Consider the following 22,172-nt stretch of genomic DNA (forward strand, 5'->3'; position numbering starts at 1 on the left):
GATGGGACGACGAATCCAAGGACAGCGGCGTGGACGCGGCGGCCCGACGTTCCGGGCCCCCTCCCACCGCTACAAGGCGGAACTGTCGCACAAGAAGCTCGAAGACGTGGACACGATCACCGGCGAGATCGTCGGGATCGAACACGACCCCGCCCGCTCGGCTCCGCTCGCGGAGATCGAGTTCGAGGACGACGACCGTCGGCTCGTGCTCGCGCCGGAAGGCGTGCGCGTGGGCGAGACGATTCAGGTCGGCGTCTCCGCGGAGATCAAGCCCGGGAACACGCTCCCGCTGGCGGAGATCCCCGAGGGCGTCCCGGTCTGTAACGTCGAGAGCAACCGCGGGGACGGCGGGAAGTTCGCGCGCGCATCAGGCGTGTCGGCGACGCTTCTCACCCACGACCGCGACGTCGCGGTCGTCCAGCTTCCCAGCGGGGAAGTGAAGCGGCTCGACCCGCAGTGCCGCGCCACGATCGGCGTGGTCGCTGGCGGCGGTCGGACGGAGAAACCCTTCGTCAAGGCCGGCAACAAACACCACAAGATGAAAGCGCGCGGCACCAAGTACCCGCGCGTGCGCGGCGTCGCGATGAACGCCGTCGACCACCCCTTCGGCGGGGGCGGTCGCCAACACCCCGGCCAGCCGAAATCGGTCTCGCGGGACGCCCCGCCGGGACGGAAGGTCGGTGACATCGCATCCAAGCGCACCGGACGAGGTGGCAACAAATGAGTTCTGACTACCGAACCGGCCGCGAGGGCAAGGAGTTCGCCTACCGCGGTCACTCGCTCGACGAGCTGCAGGAGATGGACGTAGAGGAAGTCGCGGAACTGCTCCCCGCACGCCAGCGGCGAAGCATCGTTCGCGGCCTCGGCACCGAACAGCAGAAGCTGCTGGAGACGGTCCGGAGCCGCGACAAGGAGACGACGGCGGATGACCCGATCCGGACGCATCTGCGCGACATGCCGGTTCTTCCGGAGTTCGTCGGCGTCACCTTCTCCGTGTACAACGGACACAGCTTCGAACGCGTGCAGGTCGAACCCCAGATGATCGGACACTACCTGGGCGAGTTCCACCTCACCCGAAGCACCGTCGAACACGGTCAGGCCGGCATCGGCGCGACCCGGTCCTCGAAGTTCGTGCCCCTCAAGTAACCCATGGGAATCAACTACAGCGTCGAGGCCGACCCGGAGACCACCGCCAAGGGGATGCTCCGCGACCGGCCCATCAGCGTGAAGGACAGCAAGGAGATCTCCCGGGAGATCAAAGGCGAGACGGTCGCCGACGCCGAGGAGTTCCTGCAGGAAGTCATCGACGAGGAGACTTCGGTGCCGATGCGCCAGCACAACGCCGGCGCGGGCCACCGCTCCGACATCGACGGCTGGGACGCGGGACGGTACCCCGAGAAGGCCGCCAAGGACTTCCTGAAGCTCCTGGAGAACGTCAAGAACAACGCGGACGAACAGGGGTTCGACGGCGACGAGATGGTCATCAAACACGTCGCCCCCCACAAGGTCGGCGAACGACCCGGTCGGAACCCGCGAGCCGCGGGTGCGACCCAGTGGAACACCACACTCGCCGACGTCGAACTCATCATCGAGGAGCCGGAGGCTGACGAATAATGGCTGACGAACACCAATTCATCGAGGACGGCCTGCGCCGTTCACAGATCAACGAGTTCTTCGCGGACGAGCTCGGCCGCGCCGGCTACGGCGGCATGGACGTCGCCCAGACGCCGATGGGCACGCAGATCGTCCTGAAGGCCGAAAAGCCCGGGATGGTGATCGGGAAGGGCGGGAAGAACATCCGCAAGATCACTACCGAGCTCGAGGACCGCTTCGACATGGACGACCCGCAGATCGACGTTCAGGAGGTCGACGAGCCTGACCTGAACGCCCAGATCGTCGCGGACCGTCTCGCGAACGCCCTCGAACGCGGCTGGTACTTCCGGAAGGCCGGCCACACGACGATCGACCGGATCATGGACGCGGGCGCGCTGGGCGCCGAGATCGTCCTGTCCGGGAAGGTCACCGGCGCGCGTTCGCGTGTCGAGAAGTTCAACCGCGGCTACATCAAGCACAATGGCGAGCCGGCCCAGGAAGTGGTCGACCACGGACAGGGCGTCGCCGTCATGAAGCTCGGGACGATCGGCGTCAACGTGAAGATCATCCCGCCGGGCGCGAAGCTCCCGGACGACTTCGACATCCGCGAGGACGCCGAGGTCCCGGAGGTCGAGCAGGCGGCGGCCGACGTCGACGCCGACGAGGGTGTCGAGTCGCTGCTCGAAGAGGAGCCCGAAGAGGTGCCCGACGCGGGCGCCGACGACGAGGTTGAGGTCCCCGACGAGGACCCCGCCGAGGCCATCGACGAGGAGGTCGTCGAGGAGGTCGTCGAGGAGACGCAGGACACGGCCACGGAGGCGACCGACGTCTCCGCCGAGGAGCCCGTCGGCGACGCCGAGGCCGACGACGTCGAGGAGCTCGACGAGGAGATCGAGGAGGAGGCCGCGGACCTCGTCGCAGAGATGGAAGCCGCCGACGAAGACGAGGAGGACGAGTAAATGGCGATCCTCTACACCGACGAGATCCGCGACATGACCGCGGCCGAGCGCCAGGTCGAACTGGAAGAGATCGAGACCGAGCTGCTCAACTCGAAGGCGCAGCGGGCCGCCGGCGGCATGCCGGAGAGTCCCGGTCGCGTCAAGGAGATGAAGAAGACGATCGCCCGGATCAAGACGATCCAGGCAGAAGAAGGCGACTTCGACGACGAATAACGATGATCTCCCCCGACACGCTCGTACGGCACGAACTCGTCGGCCTCCCGGTTCGGGTGGCCGACGCCGACAGCGACGCCCACGCGGGCATCGCCGGTCGCGTGCTGTCCGAGACGTTCGGCACCCTCGTGGTGCGAACGGATTCGGGGGACAAACGCGTGCCCAAGTCGGGCGCGACGTTCGAGTTCGCGGTCGTCGATCGACCGACTGCTCGCACAGATGAAGCCGCCGACGACGACGAGTCGTCGGGGTCCGCGTCCCAACTCGGGTCGGATACTACGGGGGTCCGCCCCCGTCAGTCTGGCCCGTCCGGGTCCACAAGCGCCGTCACCGGTGACGGCGTGGGTCCGGCGAGCCACCGCGGCGAGTGCAAAGACGCGGTCTACGCGACGGTGGATGGCGAGCGGTTACGGCATCGACCCGCCGAACGCACCGAACAAGGTGTCACACAATGGCGATAGGAATCGACGTACCCACGCCTCCGGAGCCAGACAACCCGGAGGATTACGACTACGAGAAGTGCCCGTTTTACGGGCAGCTCTCCGTCCGCGGCCAGACCCGTGAGGGAACGGTCGTGTCGACGGACATGGCAAAGACCGTCATCGTCGAGCGAGAATACGACGTGTTCGTACCGAAATACGACCGGTACATGAAGCGTCGCTCGCGCATCCCGGCCCACGTGCCGGGCGTGCTCGACTCGCTCGAAGTCGGTGACGAAGTGAAAATCGCGGAGACGCGACCGCTCTCGAAGACGAAGTCCCACGTCGTCGTCGAGAACCTGTCGGGTGATCAGTGATGGAGGCGCTCAAGGCCGACGTCACGCAGGGGCTCTCGAAGGGCTCGCTCATCACGTGCGCCGACAACACCGGCGCCCGTGAGCTGAAGGTGATCTCGGTGGCCGGCTACTCCGGCACCAAGAACCGCCACCCGAAGGCAGGCATCGGCGACAAGGTGACCGTCTCGGTCACGAAAGGGACGCCGGAGATGCGGCGGCAGGTGCTGGAGGCGGTCGTCGTCCGCCAGCGCAAGCCGATCCGCCGTCCGGACGGCACGCGCGTGAAGTTCGAGGACAACGCGGCCGTCATCATCGACGACCTCGAGGAGCCGCGGGGCACGGAGATCAAGGGCCCCGTCGCCCGCGAGGTCGCCGAGCGATTCGGCAGCATCGCCTCGACCGCGACGATGATCGTCTAACTATGACGAAACAGCCACGCAAACAGCGAAAACGGTCGGAGACCGCGCCGCTCCACGAGCGGCAGAACCAGGTCCGGGCCACCCTCACGGACGATCTCCGCGAGGAGTACGGACAGCGCAACGTCCGCGTCAACGCCGGCGACACCGTCGAGGTGCTTCGCGGCGACGCGGCCGGGACGGAGGCGGAGGTCGTCGCCGTCGACCTGTCCGCGGAACGGATCACCGTCGAGGACGTCACCGTCGAGAAGGCGGACGGGGAGGAGGTTCCCCGTCCCATCCCGGCGAGCAACGTCCGGGTGACCGAACTGGACCTGGAAGACGAGCGCCGGGAGGCGCGGCTCCAGGAGGATAACGAATGACGCGACATCAGAAGCGACTGGCAGTACCGAACTCCTGGCCGGTCGAGCGAAAGACGAACACGTTCACCGTCAAGGCCGGCGCCGGCCCGCACGGTGAGGCGGGCGTTCCGCTCGTCGTCCTGCTGCGGGACGTGCTCGGCTATGTCGACTCGACGAAGGAGGCGCGCTACGCGCTGAACAACGACTCCGTCCTCGTCAACGGGGACGCCATCTCGGACGAGCAGCGTCCGATCGGGATGTTCGATATCCTGGCGTTCCCCGAGCGAGGAGAGTTCTTCCGCGTCTTCCCCGACGAGGGAGGTCGGCTCGCGCTGACCCCCGTCGACGAGGAGGCCGCCGGCAGCCGGCTCGGGAAGATCACGAACAAGTCCATCGTCCCCGGTGGCGACGCGCAGCTGACGCTCCACGACGGGACGAACGTCCTCGTGGACGCGGACACCGAGTACGACACGAAGGACTCGATCGTCGTCGACAACGAGTCGAAGGAGATCGTCGCCCACTTCGAGTACGAGGAGGGCGCGCTCGTCACCGCCGTCGCCGGCCAACACGCCGGCCGTATCGGCGAGGTGGCCGACATCGACGTGACGCTCGGCTCCGGCTCGAACACGGTCTTCGTCGGCAACGACGAGGACGGCTACGAGACGGTCGAGGAGTACCTCGTCGTCATCGACGAGAACTTCACCGGCGACGACGCCGACGAGACGGGTGATTCGGATGAGTGAATCCGAGAGCGCGTCTCACGAGATGCGCGAGCCGTACTTAGAGAAGGTCGTCGTCCACATGGGCGTCGGGCAGGGCGGTGAGCCGCTCGCGGACGCCGAGGAGATCATCGAGGAGATCACGGACCAGCAGTCGGTCCGGACCACCTCGAAGCGCACCATCGCCGAGTTCGGGATCCGCAAGGGCGACCCGATCGGCGTCAAGGTGACGCTGCGGGCCGAGGACGCACACGAGTTCCTCGCGACCGCGCTCGATATCGTCGACGTCTCGCAGAGCCAGTTCGACGACACGGGCAACCTGAGCTTCGGGGTCGAGGACCACACCGACTTCCCGAGCCAGGAGTACGACCCGAGCATCGGCATCTACGGCCTCGACGTGACGACGACGATCGTCCGTCCCGGCTACCGCGTGTCGAAGCGGGACAAGGCGACCGCGTCGATCCCCTCGAAACACCGGATGACCGCCGAGGACGCGGCCGCGTTCCTCGAAACGAACTTCGACGTTGAGGTAACGGAATGAGCGAAGCGAACAACGACACGGGCGAGCACGCGGCGAAACGCACCGACTCCCGGCACACGTGCCGGCGGTGCGACCGCGAGCAGGGGCTTGTTGGCAAGTACGACATCAACCTCTGCCGGCAGTGTTTCCGCGAGGTCGCCCGAGACATGGGATTCGAGAAGTACAGCTGATCATGACGGGAAACGATCCATTCACCAACGCGCTGGCCGGCATGGACAACGCCGAGAGCGTTGGCCACCTGTCGTACACGGTTGAGCCCGCCTCCAACATCATCGGCTCCGTCCTCGAGGTCCTCTACGACCGCGGGTACGTCGACGGCTTCGAGTACGTCGACGACGGGAAGGCCGGGAAGTTCGAGGTCGAACTGAAAGGAGCGATCAACGAGTGTGGCGCCGTCAAGCCCCGCTACTCCGCGGGTGCCGACGAGTTCGAGAAGTGGGAGAAGCGATACCTCCCCGCCCGCGACTACGGGACGCTCATCGTCACGACGAGCCACGGCGTCATGAGCCACTACGAGGCCCGAGAAGCGGGCATCGGCGGCCAAGTGATCGCATACGTCTACTAACAATGAACAGAGTCGAAATCGAGATTCCGGACGACGTCTCCGCCGAGACCGACCACCTCGAACTCACCGTCGAGGGTCCCAACGGGAGCGTTACGCGACGCCTCTGGTACCCCGACGTCGAGGTCACGGTCGAGGACGGTGTCGTCGCGATCGCTTCCGAGAACGAGGACGCGAAGACGAACGCCACGGTCGGCACCTTCGAGAGCCACGTCGCCAACATGATCCACGGCGTCACCGACGGATGGGAGTACACGATGGAAGTGTACTACGCCCACTTCCCGATGCAGGTGACCGTGGAGGGCGACGAGGTCGTCATCGAGAACTTCCTCGGCGAGCGAGCACAGCGACGCACCCCGATCCGCGGGGACACGGACGTACAGATCGACGGCGAGACGGTCACGCTCACGGGCTCCGACAAGGAGGCCGTCGGGCAGACCGCCGCCGACATCGAACAGCTGACGAAGGTGACCGACAAGGACACGCGCGTCTTCCAGGACGGCGTGTACATCGTCGAGAAGCCCACCGGAGGTGCCTAACCAATGGCCGAAGAACTGGAAGACATCAGCGGTGTCGGTCCCTCGAAGGCAGACGCCCTTCGCGAGGCCGGCTACGAGACGGTCGAGGACGTGAAGGCCGCCTCCCAGTCGGAGCTCTCCGAGGTCGACGGCGTCGGCAACGCGCTCGCAGCGCGTATCAAGGCCGACGTCGGCGGGCTGGAGGTCGACGAGGAGGCGGACGCGGAGATCGAAGACGAGACGGACGAGGAGGAGGAGGCCGACGAGGCCGACGCCGACGAGGACGTCGAGACGGAGCTTCGCCCCCGCGGTCACGCCGACAAGACGCCGGAACTGGACGACGAGACCGCTCGCGCGCTCGCACAGAAGCACCGCGAGGGGAAACCGCAGTTCAACCGGCAGGACTACCACAAGAAGAAGCGGATCCCGACGTCGTGGCGCAAGCCGCGCGGCGGGCTCTCCAAGCAGCGCCGCCGCATGAAGGCGAAGGGCCCCGTCGTCGAGGCGGGGTTCCGGTCGCCCACAGCGTCGCGCGACCTGCACCCGAGCGGCTTCGAGGAGGTCCGCGTGCACAACACGGACGACCTCGAGGGCGTCGACGGCGACACGCAGGCGGTGCGGATCGCCTCGAAGGTCGGCGGTCGCAAGCGCGAACTGATTGAAGACGAGGCGGAGGAGCGCGAGATCCGCGTGCTGAACCCGACCTACGTCGAAGTGGAGGTCGACGATGAGTGATCTGAAGGCGCAGAAACGGCTCGCAGCGGACGAGCTGGACGTCGGCAAGGGCCGCGTCTGGCTCGACCCCGAGGCACAGGAGGAGATCGAGGACGCCATCACGCGAGAGGACGTCCGCGAACTCATCGAACAGGGCACCATCCGCGCGAAAGACGCGAAGACGAACTCCCGCGGGCAGGCCCGTGAGCGCGCGGAGAAGCGCTCGTACGGACATCAGTCCGGCGCCGGGACCCGGAAGGGGAAGGCCGGCGCGCGACAGAACACGAAGGACGACTGGAAGGCGCGGATCCGCGCGATGCGGGCCCGCCTGAAGGAGCTTCGAGACGACGAGGACGTGCTCGACGCCAGCGAGTACCGCACGCTCTACAACAAGGCGAGCGGTGGCGAGTTCGAGGACGTCGCGCGACTGGAGGCGTACATCCAGACGCAGTACGGTTACGAGGTGACGGACTAATGGCGACAGGACCACGATACAAGGTGCCGATGCGGCGCCGCCGCGAGGTCCGGACGGATTACCATCAGAGGTTGCGCCTGCTGAAATCGGGCAAGCCTCGCCTGGTCGCTCGGGTGAGCAACGCTCACGTCAGGGCGCAGCTGGTGACTCCCGGATCCGACGGCGACGAGACCCACGCGGCCGCCTCCAGCGAGGAGCTCGGCGAGTACGGCTGGGACGCCCCCACGGGCAACCTCCCCAGCGCGTACCTCACCGGCTACCTCGCGGGCGCCCGCGCAGTCGACGCCGGCCTCGACGAGGCCGTCCTCGACATCGGGCTCAACACGGCGACGCCCGGCAACAAGACGTTCGCAGTACAGGAAGGAGCGATCGACGCCGGCCTCGAGATCCCGCACAACGACGACGTGCTGGCCGACTGGTCGCGCACGCGCGGCGAGCACATCGCCGCGTACGCCGAGCAGCTCGACGAGCCGCTCTACAGCGGTGATTTCGACGCCGCCGACGTACCCGAGCACTTCGACGACGTGCTCGCGACAATCCAGGAGGACCATGAGTAGACACAACGACGGCTGGGAACCGCGGACGCGACTCGGCCGCAAGGTACAGGACGGGGAGATCTCGTCGATGGAACAGGCGCTCGACTCCGGCCTCCCGCTGAAGGAGGCCGAGATCGTCGACCAGCTCCTTCCGGGGCTCGAAGACGAGGTACTGGACATCAACATGGTCCAGCGCATGACCGACTCCGGCCGCCGCGTAAAGTTCCGCTGCGTGGTCGCCGTGGGCAACCGCGACGGCTACCTCGGCTACGCGCAGGCCCGAGACGATCAGGTCGGTGGCGCCATCCAGAAGGCGATCGACGTGGCGAAGCTGAACATCATCGAGGTCGACCGCGGCTCCGGGTCCTGGGAGGACCAGCCCGGCGGCACGAACTCCCTCACCCGCAAGGCCGAGGGGAAGGCCGGCTCCGTCACCGTCGAGATCCAGCCCGCCCCGCAGGGGCTCGGGCTGGCCGCGGCGGAGACGGTCCGGAACATCCTGGAGCTCGCCGGCGTCGAGGACGCCTGGACGAACTCCGACGGCAACACCCGCACGACCGTCAACCTCGCGAAGGCGACGTTCAACGCCTTAGAGAACGCGGCGCAGTCCCGCACTCCGCAGCACGCGCGCGAAGTTCACTACGACGAGGTGAGCGAGTGATGCAAGCGATCGTGCAGCTCCGCGGCGACGTGAATCTCGAGTACGGCGTCGAGGACACCCTCGACATGCTGAACATCGGGCGCGTCAACCACGCGACGTTCGTCCCCGAGACGGACTCGTACCGCGGCATGATCACCAAGGTAAACGATGTCATCGCGTTCGGGGAACCGAGCGTCGACGCGGTCGCGCGGACCGTCGCGCGACGCGGCGATCCCCTGGAGGGATCCGCCGACATCGACGACGAGTGGATCGACGACAACACCGACTACGCCGACCTCGAGGCGCTGGCCGAGGCGCTCGTCGACGAGGAGACGACCCTGCGCGAGCAGGGCCTCTCGCCGACGCTCCGGCTCCACGCCCCCCGCGGCGGTCACGAGGGCATCAAACACCCCGTGATCGAGGGCGGCGAACTCGGAAAACACAGCACCGAGGAGATCGACAGTCTCCTGGAGGCGATGCGATGACGAGCAAGAAACGTCGACAGCGCGGGTCTCGGACGCACGGCGGCGGAACGCACAAGAACCGGCGCGGTGCCGGTCACCGCGGCGGCCGCGGCGCGGCCGGCCGCGCGAAACACGAGTTCCACAACTACGGTCCGCTCGGCAAGTACGGCTTCAAGCGGCCCGAGAGCGCACAGACCGAGGTCCTCGAGGTCAAGGTCCAGAAGCTCGACGAGGACGCGGCGGTGTACGCCGCGGATGACCTCGCCGAGGAGGACGGCGACGCGTACGTCATCGACGCGCGCGACGTCGTCGAGGACGGCCACGAGGCCGACGTCGTGAAGGTGCTCGGCGGCGGGCAGGTCCGCCGCGAGCTCCGCGTCACCGCCGACGCGTTCACGGCGGGCGCGGTCGAACTCATCGAGGAGGCCGGCGGCGAGGCGACGCTCTCCGAGCGCGCCGAGGAGGCCGCTGACGAACCGGAAAGCACTTCCGACGACGAGGACGACGAGGCGTAACCAATGAGTTGGAAGGAGGTCGCCGAACCGGTGCTCACGCGGATGCCCGTCGTGGAGCGGCCCGCGGGTCACGTTCCGTTCAAGCGGAAGCTCATGTGGACGGCCGGCATCCTGGTCGTCTACTTCTTCCTGACCAACATCAACCCGTTCGGGTTGGCGGTGGGTCAGGGGTCTGACTTCTTCGGGCAGTTCCGGTCGGTGCTCGCCGGTTCGTCCGGCTCGCTGTTACAGGTCGGTATCGGACCGATCGTCACGGCGTCCATCGTCCTTCAGCTGTTGGGCGGTGCGAACCTGCTGGGGCTTGACACCGACGATCCGCGGGACCAAGTCCTGTACCAGGGCCTCCAGAAGCTGCTGGTGGTCATCGTCACCGCCTTGACGGCGGCTCCGATGGTGTTCACCGGCGAGTTCCTCCCCGAGGATCCGGCCGTCGGACAGGCGCTCGGCATCGGTGCGTTCGGCGTCGAAGCGCTGATCTTCGTACAGATCTTCATCGGCGGCGTCCTCCTTCTGTTCATGGACGAGATCGTGAGCAAGTGGGGCGTCGGCTCCGGTGTCGGACTGTTCATCATCGCGGCCGTGAGTCAGCAGATCGTCGGCGGGTTCTTCAGCTTCTCGGCGCTCGGCGCGTCCGGGTTCTTCGCGAGCTGGTACGGCATCATCGTCGGTGACGTGCCGGTGTCGCTGTCGCCGTTCACGGCGGAGGGGCTCCAGAACCTGCTGTTCGATCCCGGGAACATCTTGGCGCTTTTCACCACGCTGTTCATCTTCGGGATCGTCGTGTACGCGGAGTCGGTTCGCGTCGAGATCCCGCTGTCGCACGCGCGGGTGAAGGGCGCTCGCGGACGCTTCCCGGTGAAGCTCATCTACGCGTCCGTCCTGCCGATGATTCTCGTTCGCGCGCTGCAGGCGAACATCCAGTTCCTCGGGCAGCTCCTCTCCTCGCAGTGGGCGGGGATGCCGAGCTGGCTCGGCGTCTACAGCAATCAGGGGCAGCCCATCTCCGGGCTGTTCTACTACCTGAACCCGATCCAGCGCCGAACCGACTGGATGTGGTTCCTCGGTGAGATTCCGGCGTCGGTCGAACCGTGGATGATCGCGGTCCGGCTGGCGATCGATCTCACGTTCATGGTCGTCGGCGGCGCGATCTTCGCCATCTTCTGGGTCGAGACCACCGGGATGGGCCCGGAGGCGACGGCGGAGCAGATCCAGAACTCGGGGATGCAGATCCCCGGCTTCCGCCGGAATCCGCAGGTCGTCGAGAAGGTCATGGAGCGGTACATCCCGCAGGTGACCGTCATCGGCGGCGCCCTCGTCGGGCTGCTCGCCGTCATGGCGAACCTGCTCGGCACCATCGGCCAGGTCTCCGGAACCGGGCTGCTGCTCGCGGTCTCCATCACGTACAAGCTGTACGAGGAGATCGCGGAAGAGCAGCTGATGGAGATGCACCCGATGATGCGCCAGATGTTCGGGAACGAGTGAGAACGACTCTAGAACGCAAACGAGCGTTCTAGGCGTTCTTACGCTGTTTATTCGCGATTCACACCCAGTCGGTAGTAATGTACGTCACTGTGTCCATCGCCTCTCGGTAGGGAACGCTTCGATAACTCGCTGGATGATACGGTAGAGTTCGTGCGAGGGGAGCGACTGGTCGGGGACGTAGAACACCCCACTGTGAGCGTCTGCCGGCATCTGGACAAAGTCGTCGTCGCTGGTGATAATGAGACGCCCCTCTTGGACGGCGTATCGACGAATCGTGGTGTCCTCGACGCCTTCTCCCAATTCGCTCACGTCGACGACACGCTCTACGTCGTGGCCCGCTTTGTCGAGTCTGTCAGCCAGTGGAGCCGCGATGTTCTCGTCAAGCAGAAACGACACCTGCATCACGACGATCCCGACAGATCCTCGGGGCCAGTGATGATGCTCGGGTCGTCTTTTGCGGCTTCGTGAATCTCTCGACGGCGTTCTTCCACCGCTCGCATCTCTTCGGGGTGGTCGTGATAGTACGCCAGTGCGTGGTAGATGTCCGACGGAGTGAGGTCAAAGCGGTCCGCAACCGTCCGTGCGTCGAGGTCGCGCTCTTCCACCAGCGCGTGGATGTGGTTCACAGTGATTCGCCGATCCCGAATGTGGGGCTCGTCGTGAATATCCGACTCGTCACCTGAGACGACGGTGTTCACCCGCTTCGACATAGTGTCGAATCTCATCGCAGTGACCTTCAGTCTTTGCCGGTTCAGCAGACCCACTCCTTTCGGTTCTCAGCCTCATGGAACCGCGGAGTGGTCCGAGCAAACCGCAACGCTTCGAGTGGGACCGAATCGACGCCGTCGAGAATCGGGTCGGCTCCCGGCCGACCGTGACGGCTCCCGACGCCGTCGACACGATGGCGGCGAACCGCCTCCGATCGGAGACGCTGTCGGACCCCACGGACGCGCTGCTCCGCTCGGCGGCCGCCGCCGCCGACGCGACCCTCGTCTCGTTCGATTCCGAACCGGTCGAGCGCGGTGCGGAACTCCCCCGACAACTGCTCGACGGGGGCGAGCGAATCGGATGCTCGATCACACTTGTCATTGTGTCCCAACAGCTCACCGGTGGGAGAATGCCAACAGAACGCTGCTGTCACCGACATCGCAGTCCATTTATATATAGTCCACCTTACGTACGGTTAATGCTCTCCGGGTGGCAGTATCGGCTGCGAAGCGTCGGTGGTGTCGCAGCCATTACTGCGTTTGCCGTTGCGATTGTCAATAGCTCTGTGTCACACACCCTTCTCACACAACTTCCGGTGGTTGGTCGACTCACCGCAGATGCACCGATGGGGGCCGAACTGGTGTTTGAGATGGCGACGACAGTCGTCATCGTTACGGGAGCGTTTCTCCCGTTGTACAAGCCACGGCCGCGACGCATTCTCGATACGGTGGCGCTCAGCCAAAAGCGGGTCATGGTCGCGATGCTGACGCTCGCCGCAATCGGATACTTTGATTACACGTACCGACTCCCGAGGACGACGCTTATCGCGATCACGCCGTTGTTGCTCGTTATGCTGCCCGCGTGGTTCGTGTGGATCCGGCGTCGACCGAACGGTGACGCCGAGCGGGCGCTCATCGTAGGGGATGATCCGGCTGCGATCGAGGGACTTGCCGCCGATATCGACATGCCGCTCATCGGATATCTCTGTCCGACGAGCGGCTTCATGACTGGTGTGTCGTCGCAGCCGGTGGCCGCTGTTGCAGACGGTGGCGTCCAACTGAACGGGCTTGAGCGGCTGGGCGGCCTCTCGCGTATCGAAGATGTCCTGGTCGAGTACGACATCGATACCGCCGTGTTAGCTTTTGAACACACGGATCGTGCCGAGTTCTTTGGCGCACTCGATGCGTGTTACGAACACGGCGTCGACGTGCTTGTCCACCGTGATCATGCCGATAGGGTGTTGACTGCCGACAGTGATGCTGGCACGCTCGTGACCGTTGATGTCGAGCCGTGGGACATCCAAGACCACATGCTCAAGCGCAGCTTTGACGTTGTGTTCTCGCTGGTTGGATTAGTGGTGTTGAGTCCCGTTATCTGTGCAATTGCGGTGGCGATCAAACTGGATGATGGAGGATCGATCTTGTACAGCCAAGAGCGCACCGCTGTGTTCGGCGAGACGTTTGAGGTGTTCAAGTTTCGGTCGATGGTTCCCGAGGGTGAGTCCATCGAGCCGGTTGATGACGAGGTAAATGACCGGATCACACGTGTCGGGCGTGTGTTGCGACAGACGCACCTCGACGAAATTCCACAGCTGTGGTCGATTCTCGTCGGCGACATGAGCGTCGTCGGCCCTCGAGCCGTGTGGACTGAAGAAGAGTCGTTGTTGGAAGCGCAAGAACAGTCGTGGCGCAAGCGATGGTTCGTCAAGCCGGGGCTCACCGGGCTTGCACAGGTAAATGATGCGAAAAGTACGGACCCCGAAGAGAAGTTACGCTACGATCTGCAGTACGTCAAACAGCAGTCGTTTACGTACGACCTGAAGCTTGTTGTTCGCCAAATTTGGAAGGTTGGACTTGACGTTGTAGTGACTATTTGTAGGTAACTATCGTTGAGCTATCGCCGACCCTATCGGCTTGCAACTTGTCTCTGTTCATACTGAAAGCACTGTTCGAATGTTTACGCCGGTGAATCCTGTGTACTCCACAGAAAGCATTTATTCTGCCTCTCGGTACATTCGGACATGAACCCCCGAGCATTGGTCGGAAAGACACACACTCGGTGAGACGGTCCGTGAGACCGCCCTTCCAGGACCGTAGCGGGCTGTACTCCGGTGTGTGCCAACTCATGAACGACGCCGAACTCCTCCGTCGAGAACTGCGCAGCGCTCGCGAAGAACTCGTCCGCAAACGCACACGACAGTCGGATGACCTGCCAGCATCGAATAGTCACCTTCCGTTGATGCCGGAGCGAGACGAGGCGTTCCTTCGTCTTGCTCTGATGAGCGTCGAAGGCCTCGAAACGCATATCGCTCGACTCGAACGCGATCTCGCCGACCTCGAAGACGGTATCGACCGCCCGGATGCGGAGTTCGAATGAGCGCGTCGAACACAGATGAACCTCACTGGAAACACAATCTACCGACACGACGAACTCGGAGAAGTTCTCGTGCTCGGCGTCCACCACATCTTCGAAACGTACGATCCGGACTCGGCGGACGGGCGTCTTCGATCGAGAGTCGTCCGCTACACTGCGGAGTGGGACGATTACGGTCCGCTGCCCTCGAGTGTCCGTACCACGCCGGTCGATGAGTTTCGGACGGTTGTCGGCGACGCCGTTCGAACGTGGGAGAGGCTTGAGTGGCCACCGAACGGTGATACCTGACCCTTCACACCATTCTCCCACTGACCGATGAAAGTCTACCCCAAGATCCCACGATACGATCACCCCGTCGTCCCGGAGTCGTTCTTCGACGCCGAGGATTTGGTGGTCTTGGAGAAGTTCGACGGAAGCGCGTTCCGCTTTACGCTCTATGACGAGCGTCACGCGTCATCGTATCCCGATCCAGTCGTGAACGCCGCCGACCCGACGACGATCTGGCGGCATCTCTCGTAGGAATTCGTTTTCGTGTGTGGGTCACGCTTGGCGGTCTCACTCGACGATGTCTCGGTCGCCGGGACCGTTCGACAGTATCGCAGAGAGGGGGTACCTGTACCGAGTCAAGCGAGTGACTGACTCGCCTCATCGGTGTGTTTCCGCCGCTCGGGCGGTTGACCCTCGACGAGTGTCTTGGGATCCTCGCGGATCGTTTCGGCTTCGTCGTCGAATCCGGCCGTGGCGACCCCGGCTGAATGGAGTCCGAAGGCGTCTGTGGGATGTCTGGACACGATCGTCCTCACCGTCGAGAGCCTTGAGAAGAAACGAGACGTATCGCTCCCGTTGGTCGGCAGTGTCCTCAAGCGTGCTCTCGTCGACCGTTGGTTCCCCTCGTGTGCGAGCCGGACCTCGAGGTGTGGATACGCCTCACGGAGGGTACGGACGACCGCTTGGTGGACGTAGCCGTCGTCATTCTCGAAGATCGGGCGATACGCGTCAAACTGGTTGTCATGGATCCGGTACTACTCCGTGGCATCGAAATCCCCGAGCTGGCCGATCCCGTCATTCACGCGCTCGGTCTTGCCGGAGACAATCTCAGTCACGAGGTTGTCGAGATCGGGGCTCAAACGTACGATCATATCGCTTCCAGCGTACAGAAGATTCGGATACGTCGATCAACGATGTGAGATCCGATCCGGAGGTGACTTCTCGACTCGGTGGTTCACGTATCACGATCGAAATCCGAACACCGTTATCCAGTCGGTGACTCCCCGCTGGCGATGGCGAAGCGTCTCACGCTGCTCGTCAAATTTCGCTTTGGTATCCCTATTGAACCGCTCGAAGGTCCCTTCATCGCCACAGAGGAGTTCGCCGTTCACCGCGTCGTGTGTGACATCCAGCGGGAGCGATTCGATATCGGACATGTTGATGAACAGGCAATTTCGTGTTAGAGATTGCCCGACTGGAAACACCGCTTCTCGAATCGTTCCCGCTCGGGAAGGTTCGTCGTGAATTTGACGGTGATATCGAGATCGGACGAGTGTCTCGACGTATCCGAGAACCGTGACCCGAACGCGACTGGGAAGATCATGTCCGGACCGGAGCAGATGGCCTCCTCGAGAGCGGAGCGTACCACCGGCCGATTAGTTCCCGGTTCCATTCGTGAGAACACGCCTTATCGTCACAAAAGAATTCTGCTGATATCAGCATTATCCGTCGGTCTTATCCAAGGGCTCATGTTTCCTTCCTAGGGTGCTCACCGTTCGCTGATATGTACCACCGTACACCTCGAAATGGAAGCGTAGCGCCTGAAGTTCGGCGTGTTCGGTCTGGAAACCTACTTTTTCCCAACGAGTACGTATACTTGCCAATCTGTTCTTCTCTTATGGTCAGTTTAATCACGGGCTGACAGACCAATTGAGTAGCTTAAATCAGGTTATATTCTCTCTTATTACTTCTCCATCTGTAAAATGGTCTAGACAGACTATGCGGCGTTCCGCTTTACTCTGTATTATTGTGTGTTGATTTCCTCAAAACAACGTCCAACAATTCCAGACAGATTGACACCATGCTTAGCCACAGAGATCCAATACCCAGTTGTAGACTACTTTCAATCGTGATATGATGATGTGACTGTCATCTTCCGGAGCCTGTCGAACGGCGGGCTATCTTCTTCAAGGAGTGAATTCTGTCATTTACGATGGGCGTGAATCCGACAACGGCGACACAATCACCGGTCAGCAACGAGACGGCTATTTGAGTAGAATCACTTCAAAGCATGGCGTACACCGAGGTGGCATGACCGCCCACCTAATCGGACAATATCGGGTATCCGAACGCCAGAACGTTCGAGACACTCTCTCGAACCACTGTGGTGTCTCGGCCAAGATAACTCCGAATCCCATGCCGGGAAAGGAGTAACGGCGGTGTGCCCCCGCCATTGGCCAGTCATGGCGACTGGTCGTCAACCAGCAAATATCCCACCTGTGGTACGGGAAGCCCCATTGTTTACGATGGGGAGGAGGTCACCAGTTGCCCGTTCGTTCAGACAGTAATGCGTGTGCGTTCAGACAGAGGTGAGGCAGTGATGCACTCACCAGCAAGTGGCGGAGACGCGGCACACGTCTCACGTGTGACGAGCCAGTTTCAGTCGCAACGACGCATGGAGACAGGGCTATCTCGGCTATCATCTGCCGGCCCGATGAGAGATGCTAGATGACCCATGGGGTCCGAAAACGAGTCGATACGAACACACGTCACTATCGCGATTGCTACTCCTCAAGAGAACGAGTGCCAACCACCCGATTGAATGTCGATCTACTGGCAAGTGTCTTTGAACGGAGCAACTCAGTGACGATGCCGAGAGAGCGCAACTCGTCCCGGCGCATGGGCGGTACTGGTCACGTTTCAGTCGATCAGAGCGGGTTGCGTGATCGGATGTGACCGCTCTCGAGACAATAGAAGGCAGTCGATGACCAGAGACGAATCCACACTCGTGTCTCACATAGAGCGTGTGCTATCGCTCGAGTTCACACCGCGGCGTGAGCGAATCTTGACAGTGTCGACGCGAACGCAACGACAGAACTCTCGTGACCCGAACCCTGACGGATGTCTCGCTTCGATACGCGCCACGACAGGTACACACATAGACAAGAGCCACCCGATCCAGTCTGCTCTGCTCTGTTGAATCCGACGACGGCGGCTGGATCGGGAGATTACCATCGAGCGTCTAAACGAAAGTCAGCGATAAATGGCTGGTCGAAGTCAGCTTTCGCTCTCTAAAGCCACCTCATCGTTCGAGGTCCGTGTATGAGAATCCGTCACCACTGGAGTTTGATCACCGTGATTTCAGCTCTGATCTCCGCGCTGCCTGCGGATTCAACAGAGCAGTCTGCTCTAGTGAAGCCGGTGACAGCAAGCGAAACGTCGATAGGGAGCACTGATTTGCTCCTGAATCTGTTGGGCATTCTCTCGGCGTTGCCGGCCAGTCTTTGCTACGGAACACGGCCCCGAAAACGACGGTCTTCCAGTTACATTATCGCTGATCGCGACGCCGTCGACGGAGTCTCCAGAATTACTCCAGTCTGTCAATCGGCAGGAGAGCGTGACTCGCCGGTGAGTCGGGTCTCGTCTCGTAGCAGGTGCCTGTAAAGCGGGGCAATGTGGTGTTTGTCTGGACCCAATGACGCGCTGAGAGAGTCGAAGAGAGATGCTATTGCGTTATAATTGATTAAGCTGGTTTGTCAGCGGTGGCGTCCATACACCCAAGATGGGGGATGGAATCGAGCACACTCACGATATGAGACTCCCACCACTCGCTGTGTGGCCGGTCGCGGGTGGAGGTGTCCCCACCGCGTCGAGGGACAGCGCACTGTCACTGGTGTCGGACCCGGAGAAACCGGTGAAATTCTCGGTGTCAGTGGGAATGTGACCGGCACACTTCCCGTCGATGCCCAGAACTACTGATCGGGCGCGACAAACCGTCTCCGGCCCACAAACCGGCTTGTCCGTGGACGAACGATAGCGATACTCCCGAACAACGACCGGAGACCGTGGCGTGATGACGGTTGTGTCAGGTGATGTCCACCAGAGCGTGACTGACCCGCACCACGGTGGAGACCGATTCCGTGAGACCGCCGTTGTGGGCCGTGAACCGATTTCGATCCCGACGAGACCACGTCCGTCGACGCTGGGTCGGGGCGGCTCTGGCGAGTGTCGTCGTGTCTGTGAGGACACCACGCTCTCCACCCCGTCTCTCTGTGGAGTGGGTGCGGAACGGATACGGGGCTGTCCCTGTCAGTTCCCTTGTGGCGTCGTGCGGAACGGATACGGGGCTGTCCCTGTCACCCTCCTTGCGGCGTCGTGCGGAACGGCTGTGGGACGGATCGCCGAGCGGACACGCAACTCACCCAAAGCATGTGAGTGTCGCGGAGCCGATCACTGTCAGCGGGCGTTCCGCAGAGCGTTTGAATCGGATTGGATCTGTGGACGCTGACACATCACAATTCGGATATTCTTGTCAATCGTCCCGTGAGCTGTCGTTATTGTGCTCGGGATCGCACCGCCGGGTGAACCCCACTCCAACGGGACACCCTAGTGAGATCGCCCCGGCTGAATGAGTCGACCATAGCGATGGGCAGCCAGCGTCGAGTGGTACAGACCCCCGTGATCGAGTCGCTGGTCGGTAGCGAGACGTGATTCCGGGCCGGGTGAGTGTGAGCACCCAACCAGCCCGGACAACCCGTGAAACCCCCACGAACCGGTTTGTCTGTGTCCCGAAGATGCCCGAATATTCAACCACGCGGTATGGATCCAGCCTGCTACAGGCGACACAGATCGACTGTGTGGTGCCACCCGGAACACGGTGTGGCTCCCTTCACCCGCGTGTCTCAATCCACTCGTGAGATCCGGTGACCCATTGACGCGCTGTCAGTCACTGTCCAGTCGATGACGGATCGTCACTCTGCTGACCGATGACAGCTGGTCGAGCTGTCACTGTTTCAAACCACTCAATAGCCGTTGTGGTGTGGTTCACAGTGACGGTCTCAGACAGGTGGAGTCGTGCCAGTGCGGCTGCAAGCTTTGGGACCGTCTCGGCCTGACTCGTTGACCCCATGTTTGTCCATGCGGACCACGCGTCAGATGCGTGGTCTGTTTTGTAGTGTTTCCATGTCGCCCGTGCCGCGCTGGTGACTGTCGGTTCCATCGACCAGACGGCCTCGAGATACGGGCCGAGCATCGCTGAGGAAATCGGCGCAACGTCCGGTGTCGACGCTTCGTGCTCACCTGTGAGTTGGAGTGGAACAATACAATCGAGACACGCCGCGATCCGGGCATCGAACGGGTCCTGATCAGCAGCCGCAAGCGTCTGGCCGACAGCCACCACGCTGGCCAGCGACTGGGTGGTATATTCTGGGGCAGTTTCGAATGCCACCTCATTACTCATGACCGCCCGCACGATCGTCGCCCGGAGGTCGGCGTCGGCGGTGGCGATCGCATCACAGATCGTGAGTCGAATCTCTTCTCTTATAAGTGGCCCCTGCTGGGGTGGGTCACGTGTGCCGACGAGATGGGCTCTGGTTGCGGCTTCACAACCGAGCGCGGCAACCGCATCGCCACACTGATCGCGGACGTACCGGAAGAGCGACGCGGTTGTCAGCGGGGCCACGGCGGTGTACCCGACATGGATCCCGGACACCTGCGCATTGCCTTCGGGGGCCGGTCCAGTGCTTGCGAGTTGGAGGGCAATCGCTTCGCTCGCGGTGCGTGTCACATGCCGTGGCGTCAGTGTCGCTGCCAGTCGGCTGTGGATCTGTGGATCGTCGCCGAGGGCGGCTATCGTCTCGTCATCCGGTGGCATATGCGAATCATCGTCGCTGCGACTACTATGTGTAACGACTACAATGACACTCAATACCATACTGTCTGGAGTGGTCGATGGATTGTGCTGCAGTTCGCGGCTGTTTTTGTGCCGGGATGTGTGCGGTCGTGTTCACACGACTGTGATTTCATGACTGACCGATCTTCAGTTGACGAGCCATCGACGACCGACGAATCGACACAGACCACGTCCGGGACGCGACAGGATCATCCGACGACGTTCACCCCCGAACGTGCCCCTCGACGGCGCGTCCACTACGAGCGGCGCGTCGATGCTGACGGCTGGATCGATCCTGCCGCTGAACCGACGAGGAGAGAGTCACCAGCCACGGCCGGTGACTCGAGGCTGGCTGACTGCCGGGACGGTGAGCGAGACGACTGACTTGGAGCTCTGTTGACGCGGGTTGTGTGCTGGTGACGGTCCCTCTCGTTGGGCCGTGTTGCTGTTGGTTGTAATCGCACCCGATCATGGGACCTGCGTTCGGGCCGTTGCTGAACGCATCCGCACCATCGAAACCGGCGTGTCACCACGGGGTATGGCCTCTCAATCCGTGACGACATTCGCGATCACGCTCGAACGGCTCTGATGAAATTCACAACAACTGAGATATTCTGTCCCGGCTGTGGTCAGTAGGGTATCCAAACGATCTCATGCCTCATCCGCGTCGGTACACACGCAGTCTCCGAGGGGAGCGGCATCTCGCTGTGGAATCGTCTACGAACCCACAGGGGCGCTCTCAGCGGCACGTATGACGCAGGCGGCAATCACCGAGGTCCGTTTTCCGGAAGCGTGTCGGGGAGGCAATGGTCGAGCGTCACGACCTTCACGACCATTACCCAGCAGTGGGGCGAGGGCAGCAGTGCCGGGCGGGACCTTCGCCTGGAAGAACTCGAGATGGAGTGACGAGTGAGTGACTACCTCCGTGAACTCCCTTTCCTCTGGGTGGACGTCGACGACGAGCCAGGGCCCGAGAGTGACCGGGCGTACATCGAACGGAACGCTATCGCGCTCGTGAGCAACTACGGTAAATCCTCAATCGATCCCCGTTCGAGTGGGTGGCTCGGCAACGATTCCCCGAGCCAGAAGATTCGGGAGTCCGGACTCTGGAACGTCACCCACGTCGACGAGTCCTCCGACCCGACCTTTCTCGACCGGTTGACCGAGGCTGTCGAGTCACCACATCCCCTCTTATCATCTCTTTATCCTCTCCCCGCGGAGAGTGAATTTAGGTGTTACGGAGAATCGAGGAGAAAGCCTCGCGCTTTAGCGCGGGGATGAATCCGACACTGCTCTTCACAGTCCACCGTTCGATGTCCCGGCTGGATATTCCACGCTGAGCCAATACACAGCTTCAAGTAATTTCAACTACATAGATTACGTATGGCGAAACAGGTCGTCACGCGCACCTATTCTGCTTCCATTCGGAATCAGTCGCGGGTGTCAGACGACCTTGATTCGCTCGGGTTTGCAGCCTCAAAACTCTGGAACGTCGGACGGTGGACATGCAGCCGAATCTGGGATGAAATCGGTCACATCCCGAACCACAACGAACTCACCACGTACCTCAAAAATCACGAACGCTATGATGACCTCCATTCTCAGTCAAGTCAGCGAGTCCTTCAAGAACTCGCTGAAGCGTTCAACGGCTGGTACGGCAAACGACAAAACGGAGAGACGAAAGCGAACCCGCCCGGCTACCGCAAACACGGCGACAAACACCCGCGCTCAACAGAAAAAGAAGAGAGTA

General features: G+C 62.5%; 31 protein-coding genes and 2 pseudogenes. 29 read left to right on the plus strand and 4 right to left on the minus strand.

Features of this window, described 5'->3' with window-relative positions; translation table 11 throughout:
- Position 1 precedes the first annotated feature (1 nt).
- Genes ACP96_RS11525 through secY form a run of 21 tightly spaced genes read left to right on the plus strand, consistent with a single transcriptional unit; the run spans position 2 to position 11,463 of the window.
- On the plus strand, positions 2–724 hold the full coding sequence (locus tag ACP96_RS11525) for a 50S ribosomal protein L2 (RefSeq protein ID WP_004047227.1): 723 nt from the start codon (positions 2–4) through the stop codon (positions 722–724).
- The gene (locus ACP96_RS11530; RefSeq protein ID WP_050025335.1) at positions 721–1,146 is read left to right on the plus strand and encodes a 30S ribosomal protein S19; all 426 of its coding nucleotides are present in this window, start codon (positions 721–723) and stop codon (positions 1,144–1,146) included. Before ACP96_RS11525 ends, ACP96_RS11530 begins: the two co-directional genes overlap by 4 nt.
- Positions 1,147–1,149: 3 nt before the next feature.
- Positions 1,150–1,614 carry a 50S ribosomal protein L22 gene (locus ACP96_RS11535; protein WP_050025337.1) on the plus strand — a complete coding sequence of 155 codons (465 nt, stop codon included), beginning with the start codon at positions 1,150–1,152 and terminating at the stop codon, positions 1,612–1,614.
- The gene (locus tag ACP96_RS11540; protein WP_050033415.1) at positions 1,614–2,552 is read left to right on the plus strand and encodes a 30S ribosomal protein S3; all 939 of its coding nucleotides are present in this window, start codon (positions 1,614–1,616) and stop codon (positions 2,550–2,552) included. The genes ACP96_RS11535 and ACP96_RS11540 overlap by 1 nt, the downstream gene beginning before the upstream one ends.
- Positions 2,553–2,765, plus strand: a complete 213-nt coding sequence (gene rpmC, locus ACP96_RS11545; RefSeq protein WP_050025342.1) for a 50S ribosomal protein L29 — start codon at positions 2,553–2,555, stop codon at positions 2,763–2,765.
- Positions 2,766–2,767: 2 nt separating this feature from the next.
- Positions 2,768–3,226, plus strand: coding sequence for a ribonuclease P protein component 1 (locus ACP96_RS11550; protein WP_050025344.1), 459 nt, complete (start codon positions 2,768–2,770; stop codon positions 3,224–3,226).
- Positions 3,217–3,561 (plus strand): 30S ribosomal protein S17, encoded by a 345-nt coding sequence (locus tag ACP96_RS11555; protein ID WP_004047221.1) that lies wholly within the window; start codon positions 3,217–3,219, stop codon positions 3,559–3,561. Before ACP96_RS11550 ends, ACP96_RS11555 begins: the two co-directional genes overlap by 10 nt.
- Positions 3,561–3,959 (plus strand): 50S ribosomal protein L14, encoded by a 399-nt coding sequence (locus tag ACP96_RS11560; RefSeq protein WP_050025348.1) that lies wholly within the window; start codon positions 3,561–3,563, stop codon positions 3,957–3,959. The genes ACP96_RS11555 and ACP96_RS11560 overlap by 1 nt, the downstream gene beginning before the upstream one ends.
- A gap of 2 nt (positions 3,960–3,961) precedes the next feature.
- The gene (rplX, locus tag ACP96_RS11565) at positions 3,962–4,318 is read left to right on the plus strand and encodes a 50S ribosomal protein L24 (protein WP_050025350.1); all 357 of its coding nucleotides are present in this window, start codon (positions 3,962–3,964) and stop codon (positions 4,316–4,318) included.
- On the plus strand, positions 4,315–5,040 hold the full coding sequence (locus tag ACP96_RS11570) for a 30S ribosomal protein S4e (protein ID WP_050033416.1): 726 nt from the start codon (positions 4,315–4,317) through the stop codon (positions 5,038–5,040). The genes rplX and ACP96_RS11570 overlap by 4 nt, the downstream gene beginning before the upstream one ends.
- Positions 5,033–5,557, plus strand: a complete 525-nt coding sequence (locus tag ACP96_RS11575) for a 50S ribosomal protein L5 (protein ID WP_050025355.1) — start codon at positions 5,033–5,035, stop codon at positions 5,555–5,557. Before ACP96_RS11570 ends, ACP96_RS11575 begins: the two co-directional genes overlap by 8 nt.
- The gene (locus ACP96_RS11580) at positions 5,554–5,727 is read left to right on the plus strand and encodes a 30S ribosomal protein S14 (protein ID WP_004597423.1); all 174 of its coding nucleotides are present in this window, start codon (positions 5,554–5,556) and stop codon (positions 5,725–5,727) included. The genes ACP96_RS11575 and ACP96_RS11580 overlap by 4 nt, the downstream gene beginning before the upstream one ends.
- 2 nt (positions 5,728–5,729) lie before the next feature.
- Complete coding sequence (locus ACP96_RS11585) at positions 5,730–6,122, plus strand: 30S ribosomal protein S8 (RefSeq protein WP_004597419.1); 393 nt, start codon at positions 5,730–5,732, stop codon at positions 6,120–6,122.
- A gap of 2 nt (positions 6,123–6,124) precedes the next feature.
- A complete protein-coding gene (locus ACP96_RS11590) occupies positions 6,125–6,658 on the plus strand; it encodes a 50S ribosomal protein L6 (protein WP_050025364.1) in 534 nt (177 codons plus the stop codon).
- Between the two features lie 3 nt (positions 6,659–6,661).
- Entirely contained in the window at positions 6,662–7,372 is a 711-nt protein-coding gene (locus tag ACP96_RS11595; protein ID WP_050025366.1) for a 50S ribosomal protein L32e, read from the plus strand.
- Positions 7,365–7,826 carry a 50S ribosomal protein L19e gene (locus ACP96_RS11600; RefSeq protein WP_050033417.1) on the plus strand — a complete coding sequence of 154 codons (462 nt, stop codon included), beginning with the start codon at positions 7,365–7,367 and terminating at the stop codon, positions 7,824–7,826. The genes ACP96_RS11595 and ACP96_RS11600 overlap by 8 nt, the downstream gene beginning before the upstream one ends.
- On the plus strand, positions 7,826–8,383 hold the full coding sequence (locus ACP96_RS11605) for a 50S ribosomal protein L18 (RefSeq protein WP_050025370.1): 558 nt from the start codon (positions 7,826–7,828) through the stop codon (positions 8,381–8,383). Before ACP96_RS11600 ends, ACP96_RS11605 begins: the two co-directional genes overlap by 1 nt.
- Entirely contained in the window at positions 8,376–9,023 is a 648-nt protein-coding gene (locus tag ACP96_RS11610) for a 30S ribosomal protein S5 (protein ID WP_050025372.1), read from the plus strand. Before ACP96_RS11605 ends, ACP96_RS11610 begins: the two co-directional genes overlap by 8 nt.
- Entirely contained in the window at positions 9,023–9,487 is a 465-nt protein-coding gene (locus ACP96_RS11615) for a 50S ribosomal protein L30 (protein WP_050025374.1), read from the plus strand. Before ACP96_RS11610 ends, ACP96_RS11615 begins: the two co-directional genes overlap by 1 nt.
- Positions 9,484–9,981: an uL15m family ribosomal protein gene (locus ACP96_RS11620; protein WP_050033418.1), complete on the plus strand. Its 498-nt coding sequence runs from the start codon at positions 9,484–9,486 to the stop codon at positions 9,979–9,981. Before ACP96_RS11615 ends, ACP96_RS11620 begins: the two co-directional genes overlap by 4 nt.
- 3 nt (positions 9,982–9,984) lie before the next feature.
- Positions 9,985–11,463, plus strand: a complete 1,479-nt coding sequence (gene secY, locus ACP96_RS11625) for a preprotein translocase subunit SecY (protein WP_050033419.1) — start codon at positions 9,985–9,987, stop codon at positions 11,461–11,463.
- A gap of 84 nt (positions 11,464–11,547) precedes the next feature.
- Here secY and ACP96_RS11630 read toward each other — a convergent pair whose 3' ends face one another.
- Positions 11,548–11,865 (minus strand): DUF5615 family PIN-like protein, encoded by a 318-nt coding sequence (locus ACP96_RS11630; protein ID WP_237561642.1) that lies wholly within the window; start codon positions 11,863–11,865, stop codon positions 11,548–11,550.
- Positions 11,865–12,173 (minus strand): DUF433 domain-containing protein, encoded by a 309-nt coding sequence (locus ACP96_RS11635; RefSeq protein WP_050033420.1) that lies wholly within the window; start codon positions 12,171–12,173, stop codon positions 11,865–11,867. Before ACP96_RS11635 ends, ACP96_RS11630 begins: the two co-directional genes overlap by 1 nt.
- Before the next feature lie 476 nt (positions 12,174–12,649).
- Here ACP96_RS11635 and ACP96_RS11645 point away from each other — a divergent pair, with 476 nt between their 5' ends.
- The 5 genes from ACP96_RS11645 to ACP96_RS11660 all read left to right on the plus strand — a co-directional run bounded on the left by ACP96_RS11645 (position 12,650) and on the right by ACP96_RS11660 (position 15,731).
- Positions 12,650–14,053, plus strand: a complete 1,404-nt coding sequence (locus ACP96_RS11645; protein ID WP_050033422.1) for a sugar transferase — start codon at positions 12,650–12,652, stop codon at positions 14,051–14,053.
- Positions 14,054–14,295: 242 nt separating this feature from the next.
- Entirely contained in the window at positions 14,296–14,547 is a 252-nt protein-coding gene (locus tag ACP96_RS17750; RefSeq protein ID WP_082222516.1) for a hypothetical protein, read from the plus strand.
- A gap of 15 nt (positions 14,548–14,562) precedes the next feature.
- Positions 14,563–14,832, plus strand: a complete 270-nt coding sequence (locus ACP96_RS17755) for a hypothetical protein (protein WP_082222517.1) — start codon at positions 14,563–14,565, stop codon at positions 14,830–14,832.
- 27 nt (positions 14,833–14,859) lie between these two features.
- Positions 14,860–15,063, plus strand: a complete 204-nt coding sequence (locus ACP96_RS19240) for a hypothetical protein (RefSeq protein ID WP_050033424.1) — start codon at positions 14,860–14,862, stop codon at positions 15,061–15,063.
- A 434-nt stretch (positions 15,064–15,497) separates the two neighbouring features.
- Positions 15,498–15,731 (plus strand): hypothetical protein, encoded by a 234-nt coding sequence (locus ACP96_RS11660; protein ID WP_154020456.1) that lies wholly within the window; start codon positions 15,498–15,500, stop codon positions 15,729–15,731.
- Positions 15,732–15,773: 42 nt separating this feature from the next.
- Here the strand turns inward: ACP96_RS11660 and ACP96_RS19530 are convergent, their stop codons facing one another.
- Entirely contained in the window at positions 15,774–15,968 is a 195-nt protein-coding gene (locus tag ACP96_RS19530; RefSeq protein WP_237561641.1) for a hypothetical protein, read from the minus strand.
- Between the two features lie 3,509 nt (positions 15,969–19,477).
- Positions 19,478–20,404, minus strand: a complete 927-nt coding sequence (locus tag ACP96_RS11670) for a hypothetical protein (RefSeq protein WP_050033426.1) — start codon at positions 20,402–20,404, stop codon at positions 19,478–19,480.
- Positions 20,405–20,554: 150 nt separating this feature from the next.
- Here ACP96_RS11670 and ACP96_RS18690 point away from each other — a divergent pair, with 150 nt between their 5' ends.
- From ACP96_RS18690 to ACP96_RS17765, 3 genes and pseudogenes are all read left to right on the plus strand, one after another.
- Positions 20,555–20,806, plus strand: a complete 252-nt coding sequence (locus ACP96_RS18690) for a hypothetical protein (protein ID WP_154020457.1) — start codon at positions 20,555–20,557, stop codon at positions 20,804–20,806.
- A gap of 255 nt (positions 20,807–21,061) precedes the next feature.
- A pseudogene (locus ACP96_RS19905) lies at positions 21,062–21,613 on the plus strand (hypothetical protein); the annotation flags it as partial.
- A gap of 192 nt (positions 21,614–21,805) precedes the next feature.
- A pseudogene (locus tag ACP96_RS17765) lies at positions 21,806–22,172 on the plus strand (RNA-guided endonuclease TnpB family protein); the annotation flags it as partial.

It is taken from the genome of Halorubrum halophilum (genome assembly GCF_000739595.1).
GTDB lineage: Archaea > Halobacteriota > Halobacteria > Halobacteriales > Haloferacaceae > Halorubrum > Halorubrum halophilum.

Bases quoted from the DNA above. Each gene is read 5' to 3' on its own strand.
- ACP96_RS11595 (WP_050025366.1), top strand. From the start codon at position 6,662: ATGGCCGAAGAACTGGAAGACATCAGCGGTGTCGGTCCCTCGAAGGCA.
- ACP96_RS11600 (WP_050033417.1), top strand. From the start codon at position 7,365: ATGAGTGATCTGAAGGCGCAGAAACGGCTCGCAGCGGACGAGCTGGAC.
- ACP96_RS11560 (WP_050025348.1), top strand. From the start codon at position 3,561: ATGGAGGCGCTCAAGGCCGACGTCACGCAGGGGCTCTCGAAGGGCTCG.
- ACP96_RS11610 (WP_050025372.1), top strand. From the start codon at position 8,376: ATGAGTAGACACAACGACGGCTGGGAACCGCGGACGCGACTCGGCCGC.
- ACP96_RS11615 (WP_050025374.1), top strand. From the start codon at position 9,023: ATGCAAGCGATCGTGCAGCTCCGCGGCGACGTGAATCTCGAGTACGGC.
- ACP96_RS11620 (WP_050033418.1), top strand. From the start codon at position 9,484: ATGACGAGCAAGAAACGTCGACAGCGCGGGTCTCGGACGCACGGCGGC.
- ACP96_RS11580 (WP_004597423.1), top strand. From the start codon at position 5,554: ATGAGCGAAGCGAACAACGACACGGGCGAGCACGCGGCGAAACGCACC.
- ACP96_RS11535 (WP_050025337.1), top strand. From the start codon at position 1,150: ATGGGAATCAACTACAGCGTCGAGGCCGACCCGGAGACCACCGCCAAG.
- ACP96_RS11540 (WP_050033415.1), top strand. From the start codon at position 1,614: ATGGCTGACGAACACCAATTCATCGAGGACGGCCTGCGCCGTTCACAG.
- ACP96_RS11570 (WP_050033416.1), top strand. From the start codon at position 4,315: ATGACGCGACATCAGAAGCGACTGGCAGTACCGAACTCCTGGCCGGTC.
- ACP96_RS11590 (WP_050025364.1), top strand. From the start codon at position 6,125: ATGAACAGAGTCGAAATCGAGATTCCGGACGACGTCTCCGCCGAGACC.
- ACP96_RS11605 (WP_050025370.1), top strand. From the start codon at position 7,826: ATGGCGACAGGACCACGATACAAGGTGCCGATGCGGCGCCGCCGCGAG.
- ACP96_RS11670 (WP_050033426.1), bottom strand. From the start codon at position 20,404: ATGCCACCGGATGACGAGACGATAGCCGCCCTCGGCGACGATCCACAG.
- ACP96_RS11635 (WP_050033420.1), bottom strand. From the start codon at position 12,173: ATGTCGAAGCGGGTGAACACCGTCGTCTCAGGTGACGAGTCGGATATT.
- ACP96_RS11555 (WP_004047221.1), top strand. From the start codon at position 3,217: ATGGCGATAGGAATCGACGTACCCACGCCTCCGGAGCCAGACAACCCG.
- ACP96_RS17750 (WP_082222516.1), top strand. From the start codon at position 14,296: ATGAACGACGCCGAACTCCTCCGTCGAGAACTGCGCAGCGCTCGCGAA.
- ACP96_RS11585 (WP_004597419.1), top strand. From the start codon at position 5,730: ATGACGGGAAACGATCCATTCACCAACGCGCTGGCCGGCATGGACAAC.
- rplX (WP_050025350.1), top strand. From the start codon at position 3,962: ATGACGAAACAGCCACGCAAACAGCGAAAACGGTCGGAGACCGCGCCG.
- ACP96_RS11525 (WP_004047227.1), top strand. From the start codon at position 2: ATGGGACGACGAATCCAAGGACAGCGGCGTGGACGCGGCGGCCCGACG.
- ACP96_RS11550 (WP_050025344.1), top strand. From the start codon at position 2,768: ATGATCTCCCCCGACACGCTCGTACGGCACGAACTCGTCGGCCTCCCG.
- ACP96_RS19240 (WP_050033424.1), top strand. From the start codon at position 14,860: ATGAAAGTCTACCCCAAGATCCCACGATACGATCACCCCGTCGTCCCG.
- ACP96_RS11645 (WP_050033422.1), top strand. From the start codon at position 12,650: ATGCTCTCCGGGTGGCAGTATCGGCTGCGAAGCGTCGGTGGTGTCGCA.
- ACP96_RS11575 (WP_050025355.1), top strand. From the start codon at position 5,033: ATGAGTGAATCCGAGAGCGCGTCTCACGAGATGCGCGAGCCGTACTTA.
- ACP96_RS18690 (WP_154020457.1), top strand. From the start codon at position 20,555: ATGACTGACCGATCTTCAGTTGACGAGCCATCGACGACCGACGAATCG.
- ACP96_RS11630 (WP_237561642.1), bottom strand. From the start codon at position 11,865: ATGCAGGTGTCGTTTCTGCTTGACGAGAACATCGCGGCTCCACTGGCT.
- rpmC (WP_050025342.1), top strand. From the start codon at position 2,553: ATGGCGATCCTCTACACCGACGAGATCCGCGACATGACCGCGGCCGAG.
- ACP96_RS19530 (WP_237561641.1), bottom strand. From the start codon at position 15,968: ATGTCCGATATCGAATCGCTCCCGCTGGATGTCACACACGACGCGGTG.
- ACP96_RS11530 (WP_050025335.1), top strand. From the start codon at position 721: ATGAGTTCTGACTACCGAACCGGCCGCGAGGGCAAGGAGTTCGCCTAC.
- ACP96_RS17755 (WP_082222517.1), top strand. From the start codon at position 14,563: ATGAACCTCACTGGAAACACAATCTACCGACACGACGAACTCGGAGAA.
- secY (WP_050033419.1), top strand. From the start codon at position 9,985: ATGAGTTGGAAGGAGGTCGCCGAACCGGTGCTCACGCGGATGCCCGTC.